This is a genomic window from Burkholderia thailandensis E264, assembly GCF_000012365.1.
GTDB lineage: Bacteria > Pseudomonadota > Gammaproteobacteria > Burkholderiales > Burkholderiaceae > Burkholderia > Burkholderia thailandensis.
Genome location: NC_007650.1, coordinates 929,271 through 949,433, shown reverse-complemented (window position 1 = coordinate 949,433; position 20,163 = coordinate 929,271). Strand labels below are relative to the sequence as shown.

The 20,163-nt window shown below is 69.8% G+C and carries 17 protein-coding genes and 2 pseudogenes; 8 read left to right on the top strand and 11 right to left on the bottom strand.

Annotation, left to right across the window (positions count from 1 at the left end):
* Nucleotides 1-245: 245 nt before the first annotated feature.
* Nucleotides 246-872 (bottom strand): LysE family translocator, encoded by a 627-nt coding sequence (locus BTH_RS04215; protein WP_009896084.1) that lies wholly within the window; start codon nucleotides 870-872, stop codon nucleotides 246-248.
* Nucleotides 873-1,006: 134 nt separating this feature from the next.
* Here BTH_RS04215 and BTH_RS04210 point away from each other — a divergent pair, with 134 nt between their 5' ends.
* From BTH_RS04210 to BTH_RS04195, 4 genes and pseudogenes are all read left to right on the top strand, one after another.
* Nucleotides 1,007-1,471 (top strand): Lrp/AsnC family transcriptional regulator, encoded by a 465-nt coding sequence (locus BTH_RS04210; RefSeq protein WP_009896082.1) that lies wholly within the window; start codon nucleotides 1,007-1,009, stop codon nucleotides 1,469-1,471.
* Nucleotides 1,472-1,588: 117 nt separating this feature from the next.
* Nucleotides 1,589-2,024 (top strand): annotated as a pseudogene (locus BTH_RS35535) (SRPBCC domain-containing protein).
* 128 nt (nucleotides 2,025-2,152) lie between these two features.
* Nucleotides 2,153-3,739, top strand: a complete 1,587-nt coding sequence (locus BTH_RS04200; protein WP_009896079.1) for an inorganic phosphate transporter — start codon at nucleotides 2,153-2,155, stop codon at nucleotides 3,737-3,739.
* Between the two features lie 145 nt (nucleotides 3,740-3,884).
* A complete protein-coding gene (locus tag BTH_RS04195) occupies nucleotides 3,885-4,655 on the top strand; it encodes a 2OG-Fe(II) oxygenase (RefSeq protein WP_009896078.1) in 771 nt (256 codons plus the stop codon).
* A gap of 211 nt (nucleotides 4,656-4,866) precedes the next feature.
* Here BTH_RS04195 and BTH_RS35530 read toward each other — a convergent pair.
* Nucleotides 4,867-5,137: pseudogene (locus BTH_RS35530) on the bottom strand (hypothetical protein).
* A 172-nt stretch (nucleotides 5,138-5,309) separates the two neighbouring features.
* On the opposite strand from BTH_RS35530, the gene bpsR3 reads away from it, so the two are divergent.
* From bpsR3 to BTH_RS04180, 3 genes are all read left to right on the top strand, one after another.
* A complete protein-coding gene (bpsR3, locus tag BTH_RS04190; protein WP_009896076.1) occupies nucleotides 5,310-6,002 on the top strand; it encodes an N-acyl-homoserine lactone dependent regulator BpsR3 in 693 nt (230 codons plus the stop codon).
* 311 nt (nucleotides 6,003-6,313) lie between these two features.
* Nucleotides 6,314-6,922, top strand: a complete 609-nt coding sequence (locus tag BTH_RS04185; RefSeq protein WP_009896074.1) for an acyl-homoserine-lactone synthase — start codon at nucleotides 6,314-6,316, stop codon at nucleotides 6,920-6,922.
* 354 nt (nucleotides 6,923-7,276) lie between these two features.
* Nucleotides 7,277-8,602, top strand: coding sequence for an NADH:flavin oxidoreductase/NADH oxidase family protein (locus BTH_RS04180; RefSeq protein WP_009896072.1), 1,326 nt, complete (start codon nucleotides 7,277-7,279; stop codon nucleotides 8,600-8,602).
* Nucleotides 8,603-8,677: 75 nt separating this feature from the next.
* Here BTH_RS04180 and BTH_RS04175 read toward each other — a convergent pair whose 3' ends face one another.
* The 3 genes from BTH_RS04175 to tauA are packed head-to-tail and all read right to left on the bottom strand — an operon-like array spanning nucleotide 8,678 to nucleotide 11,345.
* Complete coding sequence (locus BTH_RS04175) at nucleotides 8,678-9,529, bottom strand: ABC transporter permease subunit (protein WP_009896071.1); 852 nt, start codon at nucleotides 9,527-9,529, stop codon at nucleotides 8,678-8,680.
* Nucleotides 9,530-9,531: 2 nt separating this feature from the next.
* Nucleotides 9,532-10,314 carry a taurine ABC transporter ATP-binding protein gene (locus tag BTH_RS04170; RefSeq protein ID WP_009896069.1) on the bottom strand — a complete coding sequence of 261 codons (783 nt, stop codon included), beginning with the start codon at nucleotides 10,312-10,314 and terminating at the stop codon, nucleotides 9,532-9,534.
* Nucleotides 10,315-10,334: 20 nt separating this feature from the next.
* Nucleotides 10,335-11,345 carry a taurine ABC transporter substrate-binding protein gene (gene tauA, locus BTH_RS04165; RefSeq protein ID WP_009896067.1) on the bottom strand — a complete coding sequence of 337 codons (1,011 nt, stop codon included), beginning with the start codon at nucleotides 11,343-11,345 and terminating at the stop codon, nucleotides 10,335-10,337.
* Nucleotides 11,346-11,648: 303 nt separating this feature from the next.
* Between tauA and tauD the strand changes: the two genes are divergently transcribed.
* Nucleotides 11,649-12,482, top strand: a complete 834-nt coding sequence (gene tauD / locus BTH_RS04160; RefSeq protein ID WP_011401031.1) for a taurine dioxygenase — start codon at nucleotides 11,649-11,651, stop codon at nucleotides 12,480-12,482.
* A 102-nt stretch (nucleotides 12,483-12,584) separates the two neighbouring features.
* Here tauD and BTH_RS04155 read toward each other — a convergent pair whose 3' ends face one another.
* From BTH_RS04155 to bcsE, 6 genes are read right to left on the bottom strand one after another with little or no spacing between them, the layout of a single operon-like run.
* Nucleotides 12,585-12,788 carry a hypothetical protein gene (locus tag BTH_RS04155; protein ID WP_009896065.1) on the bottom strand — a complete coding sequence of 68 codons (204 nt, stop codon included), beginning with the start codon at nucleotides 12,786-12,788 and terminating at the stop codon, nucleotides 12,585-12,587.
* A complete protein-coding gene (gene bcsG, locus BTH_RS04150) occupies nucleotides 12,785-14,350 on the bottom strand; it encodes a cellulose biosynthesis protein BcsG (RefSeq protein WP_009896063.1) in 1,566 nt (521 codons plus the stop codon). Before bcsG ends, BTH_RS04155 begins: the two co-directional genes overlap by 4 nt.
* A 33-nt stretch (nucleotides 14,351-14,383) precedes the next feature.
* Complete coding sequence (gene bcsA / locus BTH_RS04145) at nucleotides 14,384-16,921, bottom strand: UDP-forming cellulose synthase catalytic subunit (protein WP_011401030.1); 2,538 nt, start codon at nucleotides 16,919-16,921, stop codon at nucleotides 14,384-14,386.
* Nucleotides 16,918-17,703: a cellulose biosynthesis protein BcsQ gene (bcsQ, locus tag BTH_RS04140; protein WP_009896061.1), complete on the bottom strand. Its 786-nt coding sequence runs from the start codon at nucleotides 17,701-17,703 to the stop codon at nucleotides 16,918-16,920. The genes bcsA and bcsQ overlap by 4 nt, the downstream gene beginning before the upstream one ends.
* Nucleotides 17,700-17,912: a hypothetical protein gene (locus BTH_RS04135; RefSeq protein ID WP_009896059.1), complete on the bottom strand. Its 213-nt coding sequence runs from the start codon at nucleotides 17,910-17,912 to the stop codon at nucleotides 17,700-17,702. Before BTH_RS04135 ends, bcsQ begins: the two co-directional genes overlap by 4 nt.
* Nucleotides 17,909-20,158, bottom strand: a complete 2,250-nt coding sequence (gene bcsE / locus BTH_RS04130) for a cellulose biosynthesis protein BcsE (protein ID WP_009896057.1) — start codon at nucleotides 20,156-20,158, stop codon at nucleotides 17,909-17,911. Before bcsE ends, BTH_RS04135 begins: the two co-directional genes overlap by 4 nt.
* Nucleotides 20,159-20,163 lie beyond the last annotated feature (5 nt).

Sequence of the window (20,163 nt, the reverse complement as noted above, 5' to 3'; positions counted from 1 at the left end):
AGCACGCGCGGCGATCCTGCGTCGGCGTCTCCAGCGCTCGCGGCGGCCGTTCGCGACGTTCGGCGCGCCGCGCGAGACGCGCATGCGCACGGGTGGCGCGCGCAGCGCGCAAGGCGCGTGAGACGCGACGATTCACGCAAATTCGGGCGCTGTCGGGCGATTCGCGGTGGGTGAGTTGCCTCGCACGCGCCGAATGCTACGTGCGTCGATGCCGGCGCTCACGCGCGTCGCATCGGCCAATCGAGTCAGTCGATCGACAGCCGCAGCGCGAAGCCGAGCAGCACGGCGGAAAACGTCCAGCGCTGCGCTATCTGCGCAAACGGATGCGCGCGCAACCATCCGGCGATGCGCGTCGCGCCGGCGACGCACGCGAGATCGAAGCACAGACCCGCGAGCACGAGCACCGCGCCGAGCACCGCCATCTGCGCGATCACCGGCGCGCCGCCCTGCTGGACGAACTGCGGCAGCAGCACCGAGCAGAACAGCAGCGCCTTCGGGTTGAGCAGATTGGTGAGGAGGCCCTTGGCGAAGGTATGGCGCAGCCGGGCGGCGGGCGCGCACGCGCTGTCGTCGGACAGCGCGAACGCCGGCGAGCGGAAGATCTGCACCGCGACGTACGCGAGGTAGAACGCGCCGCCGTAGCGCACGGTCTCGTAAAGCCACGGCGCGCTCTTCAAGAGCGCGGCGACGCCGCACGCGGACAGCGTCACGTGCGCGGCGCGCGCGAGTCCGAGCCCGGCGGCGGCGGCCGCGCCGTGCCGTGCGCCGCGGCCGATGCCCGTCTGCAGCACGAACGCCATGTCGGGGCCGGGCACGGCGTAGACGGCGATGACGGCGGCAACATAGACGAGCAGCAGGTGAGCGGAAAGCATGATCGAACCCGGATGAAAAAGGGCTCCATGTTGCACCTGCTCGGCGAGGTTTTTTTGGCCAATTTGGCCGGCTGATGTACGAAAATTATTGGAATACACTACTAGAAACCGATTTTTTAGAGCTTTCCCACATCATGATCGATCTCGACAAAACCGACCGCGCCATTCTCGCCGCAGTGCAGCTCGACGGCCGCATTCCGGTCGCCCGCCTCGCCGATTCGGTGGGCCTGAGCGAAACGCCGTGCGCGCGCCGGCTCAAGCGTCTCGAAAGCGACGGCTACATCGAGCGCTACCGCGCGCAGATCTCACGCAACGCGCTCGGCTTCGGCGTCGTCGCGTTCGTGCTGCTGCGCTGCGCGGTTCACGACCGCAGCGTCGCGAACCGCTTCGAGCGCGAGGTGCTCGGCATTCCGCGCATCCTGTCGTGCCATAACGTATCGGGGTCTGCCGACTATCTGCTGCAAGTCGTCGCGCACGATCTCGACGACTACGGCACGTTCCTGCGCGAGACGCTGCGCGTGCTGCCCGGCGTCACGTCGATCGAGTCGGCGCTGTCGCTGCGCGAGGTGAAGCGCGAGGCCGAGCTGCCAATTCCGTGACCGCGTGCGGCGTGCGGCCGCCGGCGGCGCGGGCCATGCGGCGCAGCCGCGTGTCGCTAGCGCGGCCGCCCCGCCCCCGGGCGCAGCATCCGCTATCGTGGGCATTCCCCGCATGCATTGTTCGAACCCGACGCGACGACCGAAGCCGAACCGATCCGCCTCGAGCAGTTCGTCGCCCGCACGCCCGCGCGGGTCTGGGCGGCGCTCACCGAACCCGCGGCGCTCGCGCGCTGGTGGGCGGTGGGCGGCGGGCGACGCGAGCCCCGTTCCCGGCCACCGTTTCATGCTCGACATGGTGCCGTGGGGCCGGCGCCCGCGCGAAGTGATCGCGGTCGAGCCCGAACGCCGGTTCGCGATCGCGTTCGCGCAGGGCACGCTCGACACGACGATCGCGTGGCGGCTCGAACCGGCAGCCGGCGGCACGCGCGTGTTCCTCGAGCATGCGGGCTTCGATGCCGATGCGCCGCGGGCGCGCATCGACATCGAGTACGAGGGCATGAAGCGCGGCCGGCCGTCGGTGCTCGCGCGCATCGAGCCGGCGATCGACGGCTGAGCGCGCCGCCCGCGTCCGAGCGCCGCGCCAACGAGTCGCCCACGAATCGCGCACCCTTTGCGCGCTGTCATCAAACTGCCTGATCGCGAGGGCTAGGATCGACTGGTCCGTTCCCAACAGGGGCCGTCATGAACCACCCTCTGTCCGCCGCGGCGAGCGAAGCGCTCGGTCGCACCCGGCATCTGGGCGTCGCGCTTCTCGTCGCCCTACTCGCGGCCGGCGTCGCGTACGTGTTCGCTCACCTGTTCGCGGATCTCCCGCCCGTCGGCGCGCGTTCGGTGTTTCCGTATCTGCTGCTCGGCACCGCGCTCGCGATCGCGCTCGGCTTCGAGTTCGTCAACGGCTTTCACGACACCGCGAACGCCGTCGCGACCGTCATCTACACGCATTCGCTCACGCCGAACGTCGCCGTCATCTGGTCGGGCATCTGGAATTTTCTCGGCGTGATGGCGTCCACGGGCGCGGTCGCGTTCGGCATCCTGCAATTGCTGCCCGTCGAGCTGATCCTGCAGGTCGGCCACGGCGCGGGCTTCGCGATGGTGTTCGCGCTGCTGATCGCCGCGATCGCGTGGAATCTCGCGACCTGGTACTTCGGCCTGCCTTCGTCGAGCTCGCACACGCTGATCGGCTCGATCATCGGCGTCGGGCTCGCGAATCAGCTGATGCACGGGCCATCCGGCACGAGCGGCGTCGACTGGGCGCAGGCGGCGGGCGTCGGCAAATCGCTGCTGTTCTCGCCGATCGTCGGCTTCCTGTGCGCGGGCCTGCTGCTCGCCGTGTTGAAGGCGCTCGTGCGCGTGCCCGCGCTGTATCGCGAGCCGCAGATGAACGAGCCGCCGCCGTTCTGGGTCCGCGGCCTGCTGATCCTCACCTGCACCGGCGTGTCGTTCGCGCACGGCTCGAACGACGGGCAGAAAGGCATGGGGCTCATCATGCTGATCCTGATCGGCACCGTGCCGACCGCGTACGCGCTCAACAAGGCGGTCACGCCCGGCGAGACGCAGACGTTCATCGCCGTCGCGCATCGCGCGTCCGAGACGCTCGCGCGCTACGCGGGCGCCGCGCCGCCGTCGCCGAACCCGCGCGCCGATGTCGAGACGTACGTGCAGTCGCGCCGCCTGAGCGACGCGACGCTGCCCGCGGTCCGTCAGCTGTCGAGCGCGCTCGCGGCCGAAGTCGTCATGACGGGCTCGATCGCGAAAGTGCCCGAGGGCCAGGCGGACAACATGCGCAATACGATGTACCTGGTGTCCGAAGCGCTGCGCCTGATGGAGAAAACCGGCCAGCCGGCCTTCACGGCGGCGGACTGCCTCGCGCTCGACGACTATCGCAAGCAGCTCGATCACGCGACGAAGTTCATCCCGACCTGGGTCAAGGTCGCGGTCGCGATCGCGCTCGGTCTCGGCACGATGGTCGGCTGGCGGCGCATCGTCGTGACCGTCGGCGAGAAGATCGGCAAGCAGCACCTGACGTACGGGCAAGGTGCGTCGGCGGAAGTCGTCGCGATGCTGACGATCGGCGCGGCCGATGCATACGGGCTGCCGGTGTCGACGACGCACGTGCTGTCGTCCGGCGTCGCGGGCGCGATGGCCGCGAACGGCTCGGGGCTGCAATGGAACACCGTGCGCAGCCTCGCGCTCGCGTGGGTGCTGACGCTGCCCGCGTCGATCGTGCTCGCGGGCGCGCTCTATTGGGCCTTCCACGCGCTGCTCTGACATGCGCGGCGCAATGCGTGCGCCGCGCGCGGCATGCGATGCGTGAGCGCGATCGAATGGCAGCGCAAGATCCGGTGTGCGTGGAATCGCCCGCGCCGCTAGACTGGCCGCATCGATCCCCCCACGATGCAGCGAGGAAGCGCCGATGAACACGATGTGCGGACCCATTGCGGCGGCGGCCCCTGCGCACGACAAGACGGCGCGCGAAGCGGCGCTCGCGCAGCGCATCGACGCGCTGCCGTGGGCGTCGATCGAACGGGATCTCGACCGTGACGGCCATGCGATCGTCCGCGGGCTGCTCGCGCCGCGCACGTGCGAAGCGCTCGCCGCGCTGTACGCGCGCGACGCGCTGTTCCGCAGCCGCGTGACGATGGCGCGCCACGGGTTCGGCCGCGGCGAATACCAGTATTTCGGCTACCCGCTGCCGCGTGCGGTCCACGCGCTGCGCACGGCGCTCTATCCGCACCTCGCGCCGATCGCGAATCGCTGGCATGAGCGGATGCGCATCGATGCGCGCTTCCCCGCCGAGCACGAACGATTCATCGAACGCTGTCACGCGGCCGGACAACTGCGTCCGACACCGCTGCTGCTGCGCTATCGCGAAAACGACTACAACTGCCTGCACCAGGATCTGTACGGCGAACACGTATTCCCGCTGCAGGCGGCGATCCTGCTGTCGAAGCCGGGCGCCGATTTCACGGGCGGCGAATTCGTGATCACCGAGCAGCGGCCGCGCATGCAATCGCGCGTCGACGTCGTGCCGCTCGAGCAAGGCGACGCAGTCGTCTTCGCGGTCCATCATCGTCCGGTGCAAGGCGCGCGCGGCGCATACCGGGTGAATCTTCGGCATGGCGTGAGCCGCTTGCGCTCCGGTCAGCGCTACACGCTCGGGATCATCTTTCACGATGCGTCGTGAGACTGCCGTCTGATCCGGCGAGCTCGCGCGCCGCGACGACGACGGATTCCGCCATTTCCCCGCGCCCGCTCGCGCGGCGCCACGAGTGTATTCGCGCGCCATTTTCCGCGGAAAACAAGAATTTACCGCACATCTAATCAGACCCAATCCGCGCGGATAATGATTCGACGCCACTCCCCGCTGACATCGATTTCCCGCGACGATTCGGCACTTACTCGCGCCCCGCATAAAATAAAGGCCCACTCGAAAATGAAATGAACTTACCTATTGCATCGCAGCATCAGCTTAAAATACCGATTGCCGTATCGATCTTCTCTCGCCCTGACGCCTTGCCGAGCGGATCGTTTCAGGCAGCGAAAAATACCCGGCGTATCGGGATAAAAATATCGAACGCCATCCGGAAATGAATCTCCGATTATCCGAACGCCGCTCTTGCAATCGTTATTGCATTTGATATTATTTGCAGACAATTTCAACGTCATTGCGTTATCCGATTTTCATTGGCGACGCGTCCCCAACCGGTACACGGCACTTCGAAAGTCCTGATTTTCAATAACGGGGGCATGCAAATTGAGCAGGCTGCTTCAACGCGAATATCGAACGGGTGGAGACGACGGGGCGGGCTCGTCGTCCGGCGAAAGCGCTTCGACACCGATGCTCTGCGCCACCTTGCCGGAATCGCGCGACGTCCGCACGCTGATCGAGACTTTCAGGCAGGCGGCGCTGCAGATCGGCTATCAGCACCATGCGATCGTCGAACTGTCGGGTACGTCGCATCCGGCATCGATCGACGTCGTCTCGCTGCACTATCCGTCGGAGTGGGTCGAGCATTACACCCGCAACGACTACTTCACCATCGATCCCGTCCACCGAGCGGCATTCCGGTACAGCACGCCGTTCCCGTGGAACGACATCGCGACGTCGAATCTGCGCGAACGGCATTTGCTGATGGAAGCCGAGGACGCGGGCCTCGACAACGGCATCAGCATCCCGCTGCATCAGCCGCTCGGGCGCGTGCTGCTGGTCAGCCTGTCGGGCACCGCGCCGACGCACGACGCCGACGCGAAATGGCGCAACGCATACCTGCTCGGCATGCAGTTCAATCTGCAGCTTCAGAGCATGCGCACGTGCCGCCCGATTCCGCCGTCCGTCCATCTGACGGACCGCGAGCAGATGTGCCTCACGTGGGTCGCGCGCGGCAAGTCGTCGTGGGTCATCGCGAACATGCTCGACATCTCCAAATACACGGTCGACTTCCACATCGAGAACGCGATGGAGAAGCTCAACACGCGCAGCCGCACGTTCGCCGCCGTGAAGGCGACGCGACAGGGGCTCATCTTTCCATGAGCGTGCGGCGCGCCCAGGTCCTTTAACGCCTTCCGTCTCATTTGCCGCCGCGCGCCGCCGCTTGCGATCGGCGGCTTGCATCGGATTGCCGATCGATGCGGCGTGAGCCGCCGTTGCGAACGCCGCCGCCGTCGTCGCCTGGCTGCGCCGCGCCGGGTGCGCGCGCAGTGCGGTGCGGTACCGCCGCATTCTCGTGCTGCCGCACAGCCTTCGAAACCGCACACGCGAGCTGCCAACGCTCGCCGCCCCTACGCGATCGGACGCGCGCAGCCGCGCACGCCAACGATCGATCCATCGGAGAACCAAGCGCCATGTCATACATCATCGCAGGCCGATTGAACGAACTGCCGCCGCATGTCCAGACCGATCTCGGCGCGTATCGCTACGACGTGTTCGTCCGCCGGCTCGGCTGGACGATCGCGGGCCGCGCGCACGACGGTCATGCGGAATGGGACGAGTTCGACGGGCCATCGACGATTCACGTCGTCGCGCTCGACGACGCGCGCGAGGTCTGCGGCTACGCGCGATTGCTGCCGACGACGGGCCCGTATCTGCTGCGCGACGTGTTTCCGCATCTGCTCGGCTCGTCGCCCGCGCCGCAGTCGCCGGCCGTCTGGGAAATGTCGCGCTTCGCCGCGTCGCGCCGGCGCCGCCGCGCGACCGAGCGCGAGCCGCTCGGGATGGATTTCTTTCCGTCGGTGCTCACGGTGGCCGCGTCGCTCGGCGCGACGCGCGTGGTCGGCGTGATGACGCTGTCGATCGAGCGCCTGTACCGCCGCTCGGGCATCGCGCTGCATCGCCTCGGCAGCGCGATGCCGTCCGCGGGCGGCAGCCTGTCCGCGTGCTCGGTCGAGCTGCCGTGCCTCGCGTTCGCGCCGTTGGGCCGCAAGCAGTGCGCATCGTGTCTGTCGATGCATTGAGCGCCAGCGCATGCGCGTCGGCGAGACGCGCGTCTTGTCATTTTTGCCGATGGCGTTTGCCGATACCGCCGCGTTCGCCGATCGACGTCGCCCGGCGCGTCGCGACGCCACGCGTCGCCGAATTGGGCGATGCCCTCTAACCGCGTGTTCGGCGCGCCGCGCCGGCCATGCCGGATGGCGCGCCGCCACGGGCGCGGCCCGCCCCGTCCTGCCCGTCCGGAAAGCCAATCGGCATTCGAGTCGCTCCGTCTTGACTCGGTTCCGATTTTGAACCTACCATCCCAACCAATACATTCGTCGATGTAACATTCCTCGATGGATACCCGACCGTCGACCCAACCGGAGCGTCACGCCATGTCCGATTCGAATCCCGCCGCGGCCGCGTTGCTCGCGCAGCCGCTCACGCTGCCGAACGGCACCGTGCTGAAGAACCGCATCGCGAAATCGGCGCTGAGCGAAGCGCTGTGCGGTCACGACGGCCGCGTGACGCCGCAGCTGATCGCGCTGTACCGGCGCTGGTCGAATTCCGGCGCGGGGCTGCTCGTCACCGGCAACGTGATGATCGACGGCAAGGCGCTCGGCGAGCCCGGCAACGTCGTGATCGAGGACGAGCGTGACCTGCCGCGTCTGCGCGAATGGGCCGAGGCCGCGAAATCGCACGGCAGCGAGATCTGGATGCAGATCAATCACCCGGGCAAGCAGGCGATGCGCGGCCTGAACGCGGAGACCGTCGCGCCGTCGGCGATCGGCTTCGGGCCGAAGCTGTCGCCGTATTTCGCGGTGCCGCGCGCGCTGACGGGCGACGAGATCGGCGAGCTGATCCGGCGCTACGGAACGACGGCCGCCGTCGCGCAGCAGGCGGGCTTCACCGGCGTGCAACTGCACGGCGCGCACGGCTATCTGATCAACCAGTTCCTGTCGCCGCAGCACAATCAGCGCACCGACGAATGGGGCGGCAGCGCGGAGAACCGCCGGCGCTTCGTGCTCGAGGTGTACGCGCAAGTGCGGCGCCGGGTGGGCCCTGATTTTCCGATCGGCATCAAGCTCAATTCGGCCGACTTCCAGCGCGGCGGCTTCACCGAGGAAGAATCGCTCGACGTGATCCGCGCGCTCGCCGAAGCGGGCATCGATCTGATCGAGATTTCCGGCGGCACCTACGAAACGCCCGTGATGCAGCTCGGCGACCGCAAGGCGTCGACTGTCGCGCGCGAGGCGTACTTCCTCGCATTCGCCGAGAAGGTGCGCGCCGAAGTGAAGGTGCCGCTGATGGTCACGGGCGGCTTTCGCAGCCTCGCCGGCATGCAAGCGCCGCTGCGCGACGGCGCGCTCGACCTGATCGGCCTCGGGCGCATTCTCGCGATCGAGCCCGACGCGCCCGCCCGCCTGCTGCGCGGCGAGGAAACGCGGCATCGCGTGAAGCCGCTCAGCACGGGCGTCAAATACCTCGACAGTCTCGGTTCGCTCGAGGTCACGTGGTATACGCGCCAGCTCCATCGAATCGGCAAGGGCCGCAATCCGGTCCCCAACGAGAACGCGCTGAAGTCGTTCCTGCTCGATTTGTCGTCCAAGGGCTGCGCGATCTTCAAGGCGCGGCGCCTGCGTGCTTCGTCATCCGAAGCGTCGGCCGCACATGGCTCGGCGCGTTCGATCGCCGGCGGGCAGCGGCACGACGCGCATTGATCGGGACGGCCGACGCCGCGCATCGCCGCCGCCTGGCCGGATGAAGGCGATGCGCCGCGCGGCGAATGCGACGCGCTAATCCGCCCGCCACGGCGTCAGCCGCCGCTGCAGCGCGCGCAAGCCGATTTCCAGCGCGATCGCGATCGCGCCGATCACGAGAATCCCCGCGATCACGACATCCGTCACGAGGAACCGCGACGCCGAATACACCATGAAGCCGAGCCCGCGCGTGGCCGCGATCAGCTCCGCCGCGACGAGCGTCGACCACCCCGCGCCGAGCGCGATGCGCACGCCGGTCAGGATGTCGGGCAGCGCGCTCGGCAGCACCACGTGGCACAGCAGCTTCAAGCGCGTCGCGCCGAGCGACGCGGCCGCGCGCAGGCGGCTTTCCGATACGCCGCTCGCGCCCGCGGCGGTCGCGATCGCGAGCGGCGCGAACATCGTCAGATAGATCAGCAGGACTTTCGACGCATCGCCGATGCCGAACCAGACGACCATCAGCGGCAAATACGCGAGCGGCGGAATCGGCCGGTAGAACTCGACGATCGGATCGACGGCGCCGCGCACGATCCGGTTCGTCGCGATCAGCACGCCGGCCGGAATCGCGGTGACGAGCGCGAGCGCGAACGCCGTGGTGATTCGCGCGAGGCTCGCGAGCAGATGCTGGCCGAGCGTCGCGTCGTCGAAGCCTTCGGTGCTCAGCACGACGAGCTTGCGCAGCACGGCCTCGGGGCCCGGCAGCAGCGCGGCCGACACCCATTCGAAGCGCGCGGCGAGCCACCAGCCGGCGACGAGCGCGCTCCACGTCGCGAGCGCGGCCGCGTGGCCCGCATGCACGCGCGGCCTGCGGCGCTCGCGCGGCGCCGCACTCGCGTGCGTGGCCGACAGCGGCAGGGCGGGATTGAAATTCGGTTCGGGCGCGGCCAACGTCAGACCTCCTCGGTTTCACGCATCAACTGCTCGACGAGCGCGAGATGGATTTCGGTGAAGCGCGGATCGCTCTTGATCGAGCGCATCGATTCGCCCGCCGCGTAGCGCCGCGCGAAGTCGAGCGAATGACGTGCGACGATCCGCCCCGGCCGAGGCGACAGAATCAGCAGTTCGGTCGCGAGCAACACCGCCTCCTCGACGCTGTGCGTGATCAGAAAGACGCCCTTGCCGGTTTCGCGCCACACGTCGAGCAGCAGCGTCTGCATGTGCTCGCGCGTGAGCGCGTCGAGCGCGCCGAGCGGCTCGTCCATCAGCAGGAACGACGGGTCCGCGGCGAGCGCGCGCGCGAGCCCGACGCGCTGACGCATGCCGCCCGAAATCTCGTCGATCCGGTGCTGCTCGAAGCCCGCGAGCTTCACGAGCCGCAGCACGTCGCGCGCACGCGCGTTCCGTGCGTCGCGGCCGACGCCCTGCATGCGCAGCCCGAACGCGACATTGTCGATCACGTTCAACCACGGCATCAGCGCGTCGTCCTGGAACACGACGCCGCGATCCGCGCCAGGCCCCGTGACGGGCGCGCCGTCGACGCTCACGCGGCCCGACGTCGGCGGCTGGAACCCGGCGAGCAGCGACAGCAGCGTGCTCTTGCCGCAGCCGGACGCGCCGAGCGCGACGACGATCTCGTTGCCGCCGACCGACATCGATACGTTCTCGAGCGCCGTCAGCGCGCCGCGGCGCGACGCGTAGACGACGGACACCTGATGCGCGCAGAGCTTCGCCATGCCGATGCCGCTCCGTCGCATCAGCGCGCGGCGGCGGCCGCACGGACGAACCGGTCCGTCACCGTCGGCCGATAGTCGGGCAGCACGCGGTCGATCTTGCGCTGCGCCTTCAGGAAGCGCGCGGTCGCCGCGATCGCGGCGGCCGTCCCGCCGCCGAGCAGCTCGGGCGACGCCTGCTCGGCGGCGCTCGGATAGAGATTGCCGGCGAGCAGTTGCGGGATGTCGCCGGTCGTCGCGCCGCTCAGCCGCGAGATCGCGGCGACCTGCGGCGACGCGCTCGTCCACGCGTTGCCGTTCGCGCGATAATCGGCGATCGCCCGCGTCGTCACGTTCACGAACTTCGACACGAAATCCGGATGCGCCTGCGCGAAATCGCGGCGCACCGCCCACAGATCGAACGTCGGCGCGCCCCACTTGCCGACTTCGGCCGAATCGACGAGCACCTTGCCGCCGCTCGCCTTCGCGCGGCCGAGCGCCGGGTCCCACGTGTATGCCGCGTCGATCACGCCGCGCTCCCAGGCGGCGACGATCTCGGTCGGCCCGAGATTCACGATCTTCACGCGCCGCGCATCGATGCCCCAGTGCTTGAGCGCGGCGAGCAGCGCATAGTGGCAGTTCGACGCGTAAGGCGTCGCGATCGTCTTGCCGACGAGATCGGCCGGCTTGTCGATATGCGCGCCGCCGCGCACGACGAGCGCCTCGGACACGCCGGTGATCGCGTTCAGCACGACCGCCTGAATCGGCACGCCGCGCGACACCGCGGCGGTAAACGGACTTTGCCCGACGTCGCCGATCTGGACGTCGCCGGACGCGAGCGCGGCGACGACGTCCGCGCCCGAATCGAAGCGGCGCCAGTTGATCTTCCAGCCGGTGGCCTTCTCGTACGCGGCGCCCGCCTGCGCGAGCTTCGCCGGATCGGCGCCGTACTGATAGGCGACGTTCACCGTCTCCGCCCATGCGGCGGGCGATTGAACGGCGGAGAAAGCGGCAACGGCGAAAGCCGCCGCGACGAGGATGCGCTTGAGAATCATGAGGCCTTCCGTTCTTCCGGATGCGTTGAATTTGGATGACCGTCGAGATTACCGGGATGCGCGCCGTCCGTTAAACAACGAAATCTGCGAAGGATATGAGGCGGCGCATTCGGGGATGCCGGTCGGGGATTGCGCCGGGCCGGCGGCAATCCCGACGAAACGATAAGCAATGCAAATTTCGTTGGTTCACCGGACGCAGGCGTTTTGCGAGACTTTCCCGCTTTCCGCCACGCGCGGCGCACGAGCGCCGGCTGCGCACGCAAGCCGCGCCGCCTCGACGCCGCCCTCGATTCCGGATCGACGATGACTCGACTGAAACTGACCCGACTGACGCCCGCGATCGGCGCGATCGTCGACAACGTGGACCTCTCGAACGCGACCGGCGACCTGCGCGACGGCATCCGCGCCGCGCTCGCGCGCCATCAGGTGCTGTTCTTCCGCGACCAGCGCCTGAGCGCGGTTCGGCATCGCGACTTCGCGGCCGGATTCGGCGATCTGCACGTTCATCCGATCTACCCGTCGCATCCGGACGCGCGCGAGATCATGGTGCTCGACAACGCCGTGTTCGATCTGAAGGACAACGCGATCTGGCATACGGACGTGACGTTCGCCGAGACGCCGCCGCGCGCGTCGATCCTCGCCGCGCGCACGCTGCCCGAGACGGGCGGCGACACGCTGTGGGGCAGCGGCTTCGCCGCGTACGACGCGCTGTCCGATCGCGTGAAGGCGCAGCTCGACGGCCTCACCGCGCAGCACGACTTCACGAAGTCGTTTCCGCTGAAGCGCTTCGGGCTCACCGCCGACGATCGCGCGCGCTGGGAAGACACGCGCATCAAGCATCCGCCCGTCACGCATCCTGTCGTGCGCACGCATCCGGAAACCGGCCGTCGGGCGCTGTTCGTCAACGAAGGCTTCACGACCGAGATCAACGAACTGCCCGAAGAAGAAGGCGCGGCGCTGCTGCGCTTCCTGTTCGCGCATCAGTCGCGGCCCGAGTTCACGCTGCGCTGGCGCTGGCAGCCGGGCGACGTCGCGTTCTGGGACAACCGCTCGACGATTCACTATGCGGTGAACGACTATGGAAACGCGCATCGGGTGATGCACCGCGCGACGATCGTCGGCGACAAGCCCTATTGAGCGGGCCGCGCGGCGCTTCTTCGCTCTTCGCCCTTCGCCGGCGCGGGCAGTCGCCGTCGGTTCGCCCGTGCACCGTGCGCCGCGCGACGAAGCACGCTCACGTCAATCCGCGAGCCCCATCAGCTTCGCGAGCACCGGCCACCGGTCGAGCGCGTCCCGGTATGCAAGCCGCGCCTGCGCGTCGAGATAGCGCGGCGGATCGATCTCGCGCACGTGGCACGCGAGCCCCACGATGTCGTTCGACGGCGGCGACTCGTCGCCGCGCGCGATCGTCGAGGCCGCCATGTCCGGCTTTCCGTTCGTCATTTTTCGTCGATCCATACGCCGTCCGGCGTCTTTACCGCGTAACCCGTCGGCGTCGTCATCGTCACCGTGCCTTCGTTCTCGCCGATCATCCGCGTCTGCGGCAGATCGGCCGCGTATTGCGACAGCGTCACGCCCGGCTTGAATGGGCTGTTCGACACGAGATTCGACAGCAACTGCGCGAGCGCGAGGAAGCTCGTCGGCGCGTCGATCACGGTCGTCGCGCCGTGGTCGCCCTTGAAGCCCACGAGCCGCACGCCGACCGGCCCGTGCACGATCCGCGGCGTCGGGATCTCGCGCAGCCCCGCGATCTGCTTCGCGTCGCCGCGCAGCGCCGCACCGTGCTCGGGCACGAACACGATCACCGCCCGCCGTCCCGACGACGCGATCAGGTCGGCGAAGCGGTCGAAGTCGTCCATCAGCTTGCGCGCGCGCAGCGGATACGAATCGAGGCTCGACATCCGGCCGCTCGGCAACTGGTTGCCGTCGTGCAGGCTGATCGTGTTGTAGTACAGCGCAACCGGGCCCGCCGACGCGCCGCGCTTCGCGTACCAGTTCGCGAGCGTCGCGTAGTCGTCCTTGATCGCCGAGCCGTCGAACGCATGCATCGCGACCGACGCGTCCGCATTCGAGATCATCGGCGCGTTCGGCACGCCGATGTTGTCGCGGATCAACTGGACGAAGTTGTCGAAGTGGCCGTCGTGATTGAGCAGCGTCTGCGGCGCGAAACCGGCGGCCGCGAGCTGCCCGAACAGATGACACTGCGCGGGCGCGGGCCTGTACAGGTCCGCATGCGCCTCCTGCCCGCAGCTCGCGCGCAGCACGCGGATCGCGGCCGGGCCGCTATAGCTCGCCGCCGTGCTGAAGTTCGTGAACAGATAGTCGAAATGGCCGAGCAGCGGATGATTGCGCAGCTTCGCGACATCGAGGTCGTCCCACGACAGCGAGCACACATGCAGCACGATCACGTCGAACTGCGTCGCCGGATCGGCGCTCGGGCGGCCGAACGTCACCTGCCGCTGCGATTCCTGCGAGCGGAACGCGGCGAGCGCCGCGTTGTGGTCTTGCGGCTGCGCGGCGGGCCCCGTTCCGAGCGGCCCGGGCACGGCCACGCCGGCCACGGCCGCCGCGTCGAGGCGCGCGAGCGCCGCGCTGCCCGCCTGCCACACGGGCAGCGCGATCAGCGCGAGCAGCACGAACGTCGAGACGCGCAGCCAGCGATTGACGATCAGATAGCCGATCACGACGCCGAGCGCGATCCAAGCGAGCGTCGGCGGCACGAAGCGCGGCACGAGCTCCATCCAGTAGCCGGCGCTGAACGAGCGCAGGCTGCCGAGCGTCTCGACGAGCCGCGCGAACGGCGGCACGTCCGCTTCGCGGTACATCAGCGGCACGCCGATCGCGAGCGCGAGCGCGAGGCGCAGCAGCCGCAGGCCGCGCCGCCTCACCGGCGAGCTCAGCGCAAGCGCCAGCGCGAAACCGAGGTTCGCGATCCACAGCGGCTTCAGATGACCCGCCGCGAACAGATAGAGCTTCAGAATGAAATACAGATTCCAGAACGTCATCGACGTGACTCCGTCGTCAGTTGAATCGGCGCGTCAGTGACGCGTCCGGTCGGCCGTGCGTCTTGCCCGCACCGCGCTCGTCGCGGCCCGCAGCATCCGCGCGTAGCCTTCGAATCCCATCGACAGCACCTCCTTCAGCCCGCGCAGCGGCGCGTCGTCGGGCTCGGCGCTCGCGTCGCGCCAGCCGAGCCACGCGTCCGCGCGGCCGAACGTGCACTCCACGAGCTGGCGCTCCTGCTCGAGCGTCAGCCGCTCGAACTGCACGCCGAGATGCGTCGCGTCGACGCGGGTCACGCGCACCGGGAAATGGAACGGCCGGTCGCCGCGGCTCACGCAGACGTCGAGCGTGTCGCCGAGCGCGATGCGCGCGAGCGGCACCGCGTCGAGCCCGAGGCCGCCCGCCGAATAGTCTTTCGTGCGGCACGCGAGCGTCGTGCCGTCGGGAAGAAGCAGCGTCGCCGGCACCCGCATCGCGATCCGGTGCGTGACGCGCACCTGCTTCGCCTCGCGCGCGACCGCGAGCGCCGCGCCGAGCATCGCGAGGTTGTACAGCGCCCACGTGATGTTCATCAGGATCGTCGACGCCTCGTCGACGCCGCCCGCGGCAAGGCGCACGCCGCCCGCGAAGATCGCCGCGACGTTCAGCACGAAGAGCGCGAGATAGGGCTTCGACGTCGCCCAGTCGACGTAGCCTTCGTCGATCCGTCCGCCCTTCGCGGTCACGTTGAACCTGCCGTGCTTCGGGCTCAGGAACGCGATCGTCGTCGGCAGCGCGATGTACCACGCGAGCACCGATTCGTACACCTCGGCCCAGAACGAATGCCGGAAGCGCCCCTGCATCCGCGCGTTCGCGACATGCGCGAGCGCCATGTACGGCAGCACGTAACTCGCGAGCGCGAGCGCCGACGCGTTGATGAAATACAAATGAAAGAACAGGTACGCGATCGGCATCGTCAGGAACACGAGCCGCGGAATGCCGTAGAAGAAGTGCAGCATCGCGTTGCCGTAGCAGAGGCGCTGGAAGAAGCCGAGCCCGCGGCCGACGAACGGATTGTCGATCCGGAAGATCTGCGCCATCCCGCGCGCCCAGCGCGCGCGCTGCCGGATGTGGCCCGCGAGGCTTTCGGTCGCGAGGCCCGCGGCCTGCACGGTCGGCAGATAGGCGCTCTTGTAGCCGCGGCGATGCAGCTTGAGCGCGGTATGCGCATCCTCGGTGACGGTTTCGGTCGCGACGCCGCCCACCTCTTCGAGCGGGCCGCGCTTGAGCACCGCGCACGAGCCGCAGAAGAACGCGGCGTTCCACAAGTCGTTGCCCGCCTGCACGAGCCCGTAGAACAGGCTGCCCTCGTTCGGCACACGGCGGAACGTGCCGAGGTTGCGCTCGAACGGGTCCGGCGAAAAGAAGTGATGCGGCGTCTGCACGAGCGCGCAGTTCGGATCGCGAAGGAACGCGCCCATCGTCGTCTGCAGGAACGAGCGCGTCGGCACGTGATCGCAGTCGAAGATCGCGACGTATTCGCCGTGCGTGCGCGCGAGCGCGCTGTTGATGTTGCCCGCCTTCGCGTGGCGATTGTCCTCGCGTGTCAGATAGCCGATGCCCGCGTCGCGCGCGAACGCCTCGAACTCCGGGCGTCGGCCGTCGTCGAGCAGGTACACGTTGAGCTTGCCGGCGGGCCAGTCGAGGCTTTGCGCGGCGAAGATCGTCGGCTTCACGACGGCGAGCGGCTCGTTGTACGTCGGAATGTAGACGTCGACGCTCGGCCAGCACGCGGAATCGTCCGGCAGGCGCGCGACCGGACGCTCGAGCGGCCACGCGGTCTGCACGAAGCCGAGCACGAGGATGAGCCACGTGTACGCCTCGGCCGCGTACAGCAGATAGCCGACGCACGCTTCGACCGGCGTGCGGAAGTCGAGCGTTTCGGTGCTGCGCCACCAGATGTAGCGCGCCATCGCGAGCAGCGCGAACGTCGCGAGCGCGAGCGTGGGCAGGCGGCCCGGCACGCGGCGCAGCGCGAGCGCGAGCGCGGCGACCGTCGCGAAGAACGCGAACTGGCCCGCCGGCGCGAGCGGCGACGTGCCGGCCGCGAGCCACAACGCGAGCCCCGCCGCGCCGCTCGCCGGCAGCAGCCGGCGATGCGCGCCGGCGCGCCGCGCGCCGCGCTCGATGCGCTCGCCCCAGCGATGCCACGGCAAGCGGGCGAGCCCTTCGTCGACTCGCCGCTGCGCGCGCCGCGCAAGCGCGAACGCCGGCACGAGCGTCGCGTCGATCCACGCGAACGGATCGCGCGCGCGCCTTTCATGCGGCGCGCGCACGAACGCGCGCCAGAGCCAGTCGCGCGCGCGGCGCGGTCGCGCCACGCCCCATTGCGCGGCGGCCCATAGAATCGCCGCGCGCAGCCAGTCGCGCGCGACGTCGCGCGCGCCCGGCGCGGGCGCATGAAAGAACGCGCGCACGAGCCAGTCGAACGTCGAACCCTCGTCGGGCACGCCGAGGCCGCGCGCGATCCAGCCGCGCGCGCGCGCGGCCGCGTCGCCCGTCAATCGTCGCAATGCCGCGCGCGCCGCCGTCATGCGCGCGCCCCCGCCGCGTCGCGCGCGGCCTGCGTGTCGAGCCATGCGTCGACCCAGCCCGCGACGCCGTGCAGATCGTGCGACGCCTGCGAATGCGGCGCGTCGTCGAAGAACCACGTGCCGCGGGCGAGCGCCTCGGGCAACGCCGCATCGAGATGCACGCGCTGCTCGAGCACGACGCCCGGCCCCGCCGCCGCACGCAGCATCGCGAGCACGTCGCGCTGCATGTCGCGCGCCGGGTTCAGCCGGTTCACGACGATGCGCAGCGCGCCCGCGCTCGCCGCGCGCAGCTCCGGCAGCCGCGCGGCGGCCGTCGCGCATGCGGCGGGATCGGGCGGCACGACGCATAGCGCGAGATCCGCGCAGCGCAGCGCATGCGCCGCCTGCTGCGACGGAAAGCGCGCCGTGTCGATCAGCGTCACGCCGGCGGCCGGCAACGCGACGTCCGCGAGCACGCGCGCGAGCCAACCGGAATCGGCGGCGAGCCGCGCGTCGCACGCAAGCGCCTGCGCGGGATCGACATGCCCGTACGGCACGAACAGCACGCCATCCGCGTTGCGCCATGTGTACGCGTGCCAGGCGGCGTCGGCACCCGCGAGCGCGCGCGAAATGCCCGCCGGCGCGAACGCGTCGAGCCCGAGCTGCACGCCGAGCAGGTTCTGCCCATCGAAATCGAGCGCGACGACAGGCCGGCCGCCGCGCGCGAGCAGCACCGCGAGCGCCGCCGTCAGCATCGTGCGGCCCGCGCCGCCCGTCGTCGAAACGATCGCGATCGTTTTCATTGCCCGCCCCGCCGTTCGCGCTGCGTGGCCGACGGCAGCAATCGCGCGCGCAGCGCGACCGGTTCGATCGTGCAGCGAACCGCGCCGCGGCGATCGAAGTCGCGCGGCAACGACAAGCCCTTGCCGGCGCCGCCGCGAGACACGGCGAACCGGATCGCGACGGCGATCACGATGCCGGCGACGAAGCCGGCGACCATCACCGAGATCATTCGGCCTCCCTGATGCGCAACGGCATCGCGTCGCGCGTGGCGGTGCGGGTGCGCGTGCGAGCGATCGCGCCGGCGGCGTGCGGCCGGCGCGATCGCGGCGCGTGCGGCGCAACGGTCGGCGTAGTCGGCCCAATCGGCCCAATCGGCGCAATCGGCGACGTCGGCGGCACGACGATCCGCGCCGCCTCGGGCGATGCATGTGATGCATGCGATGCATGCGATGCGGGGAAAGCCGATCTCGCCGGCGGCGCGTGCGCCGCCGCGCGTGCCCCCGTCGGCGTCGATTCGCGCGGCGCGCGTTCGGCCGACGGATCATCGTCGCGCTCCGTCGCCGGCTCGTCGGCCGCCCCGCGCACGCCGGGCCCGCCCGCCGCCGCTGCCGCCGCCGAAAAGAGATCGCTGTAATCGGCGATCGGCGCGCGCCGGTTCGCCGCGTCGAGCGCGTTCAACTCGCGCTCGATGCTCTCTTGCGCGAGATGCACGACGCGGTCCGAGATCCGCTCGACCGGCACGTCGAAGAGATGGCCGAGCACGTCGTTCGCATCGGCGAGCTCGCAGGCGAACAGGAACAGATACAGGTGTTGCGCGTCGGCGGTCAGCACGTCGCCCGCGCGGCGCGGCTTGCAGACGCGCAACGCGTGCGCGTGCGCGACGCCGGGCAGCAGCGTCAGCTTCACGAGCGTGTGCGACAGCGCGAGCACCGCGCCGCGCTCGAGCACCGCGCGCGCATGCGAGCAGAACGCGCCGACGGGCAGATAGCCGAGCACCGCGTCGCCGAGCGACGCGGCGAGCGCCGCTCGATAGTCCGCCGCGACCGGGCGCGCGTGCAACTGGCCCTGCAGCGAGCGCAGCACCGCGAGCACCCGCGAGAACGGCAGGTCGCGCGCGACGACCTGGTTCGCGCCGAGGTTCAGCGCGAGCCGCTCGAATTGATGGCGCATCGCCTCGCCACGCTCGACGACGACGATCTTCAGCGCGCCGCCGCACCGCAGGCGCAGCGCATGGATCGTCGCGCACAGCGCTTCGAGTTGCGCGCGGCCGGTGAACGCGAGCACCGCGGTCGCCGCGTGCGCGCCGTCGCAGGCGGCGAGCACGGCGTCGTTGTCGTCGACGATGTTCCAGTCGCCCGGCACCCACGATTCGCGCTCGATCGCGCGACGGCTGACGACGACGCGCGTCTCGTCGAACGCGAGCCGCGCGTCGCCTCGCGCCGCGTGCGCGCCGGCCGCCGGCACGGCCGCGAGCCGTGCGTCCCCTGTGAAGCGCAGCGCGCGCACCTCGCCTGCGGCGACCCCGCCGCGCGAGCGCCAGAAGTCGACTCGCCAGCGCAGCTCGCCGTGCGTGCGCTGCAATTGCGCGACGCCCGCGCACGCGCCGTGAAAGCCGCCGCGCGCGGCGCGCGTGCCGTCGTCGGCGAACAGCGCGGCGTGGCCGCCGGTGCGATCTCCCGCACGATCCGCCGCGCGATCGTCGCCACGCGTATCGTCATGCGCGGCGGACACGGCGTGCGCGGGCGCGATGCGCGGCGCGTCGGCGCGGCTCGCATCCGCTTGCGCCGCCTGCGGATCGATCAGCAGCACGAGCGCGATCCGGTGCGAGCGGCACCAGCCGGCGAGCGCGCGCCCTTCGTGCGTCAGCGCGACGGGATCGTGCCAGCTGAACCAGCGCTCGGCGCCTTCGACGAAATACAGCGCTTCCGTGCGGAAGCGGTAGCGCTTCAACGCGCGCAGGCCGCCCACAAGGCGCGCGAACGCGGGCGCGGGCGCGCCGAGGCCCGCCCCCATCGCGGCATCGGCCGTGCCCGCCCTCGCCGCGCTCGGCGCCTCGATATCGCCCGCCGGCATCGCCAGCACGTTCAAGCGCCGCGGCCAGCCCCGCGCGTGCACGCCTTCGACGAAACCGATCTCGCGCAACCGCGCCGCCGCGTCCGCGCGCTCGCGCGCGAGCACGACCGTCACGTCCCGCGTGCGCGCATGCCGCACGCTCTCCCAGATCAACGCATCGCACGCGCTCGTGCGCGCCGCCGCGTACACCGCGTACAGCCCGCCCGGCGCGAGCTCGGTCCACTCGTCGGGCAGCGCGTCGATCGCGAGCCGGTTCATCGCGCTCGCACGCTCGCGCGGCATCGCCGCGCGCGACCACGCGCGCCACAGCGCGCGCAGACGCCCGAGCGCGCCCCCATCGGCTGCGCCGCTTGCGGGCCGCACGGAAACCGGATTCGCGGATTTCAAGCGTGAGTCGTTCATGTCGC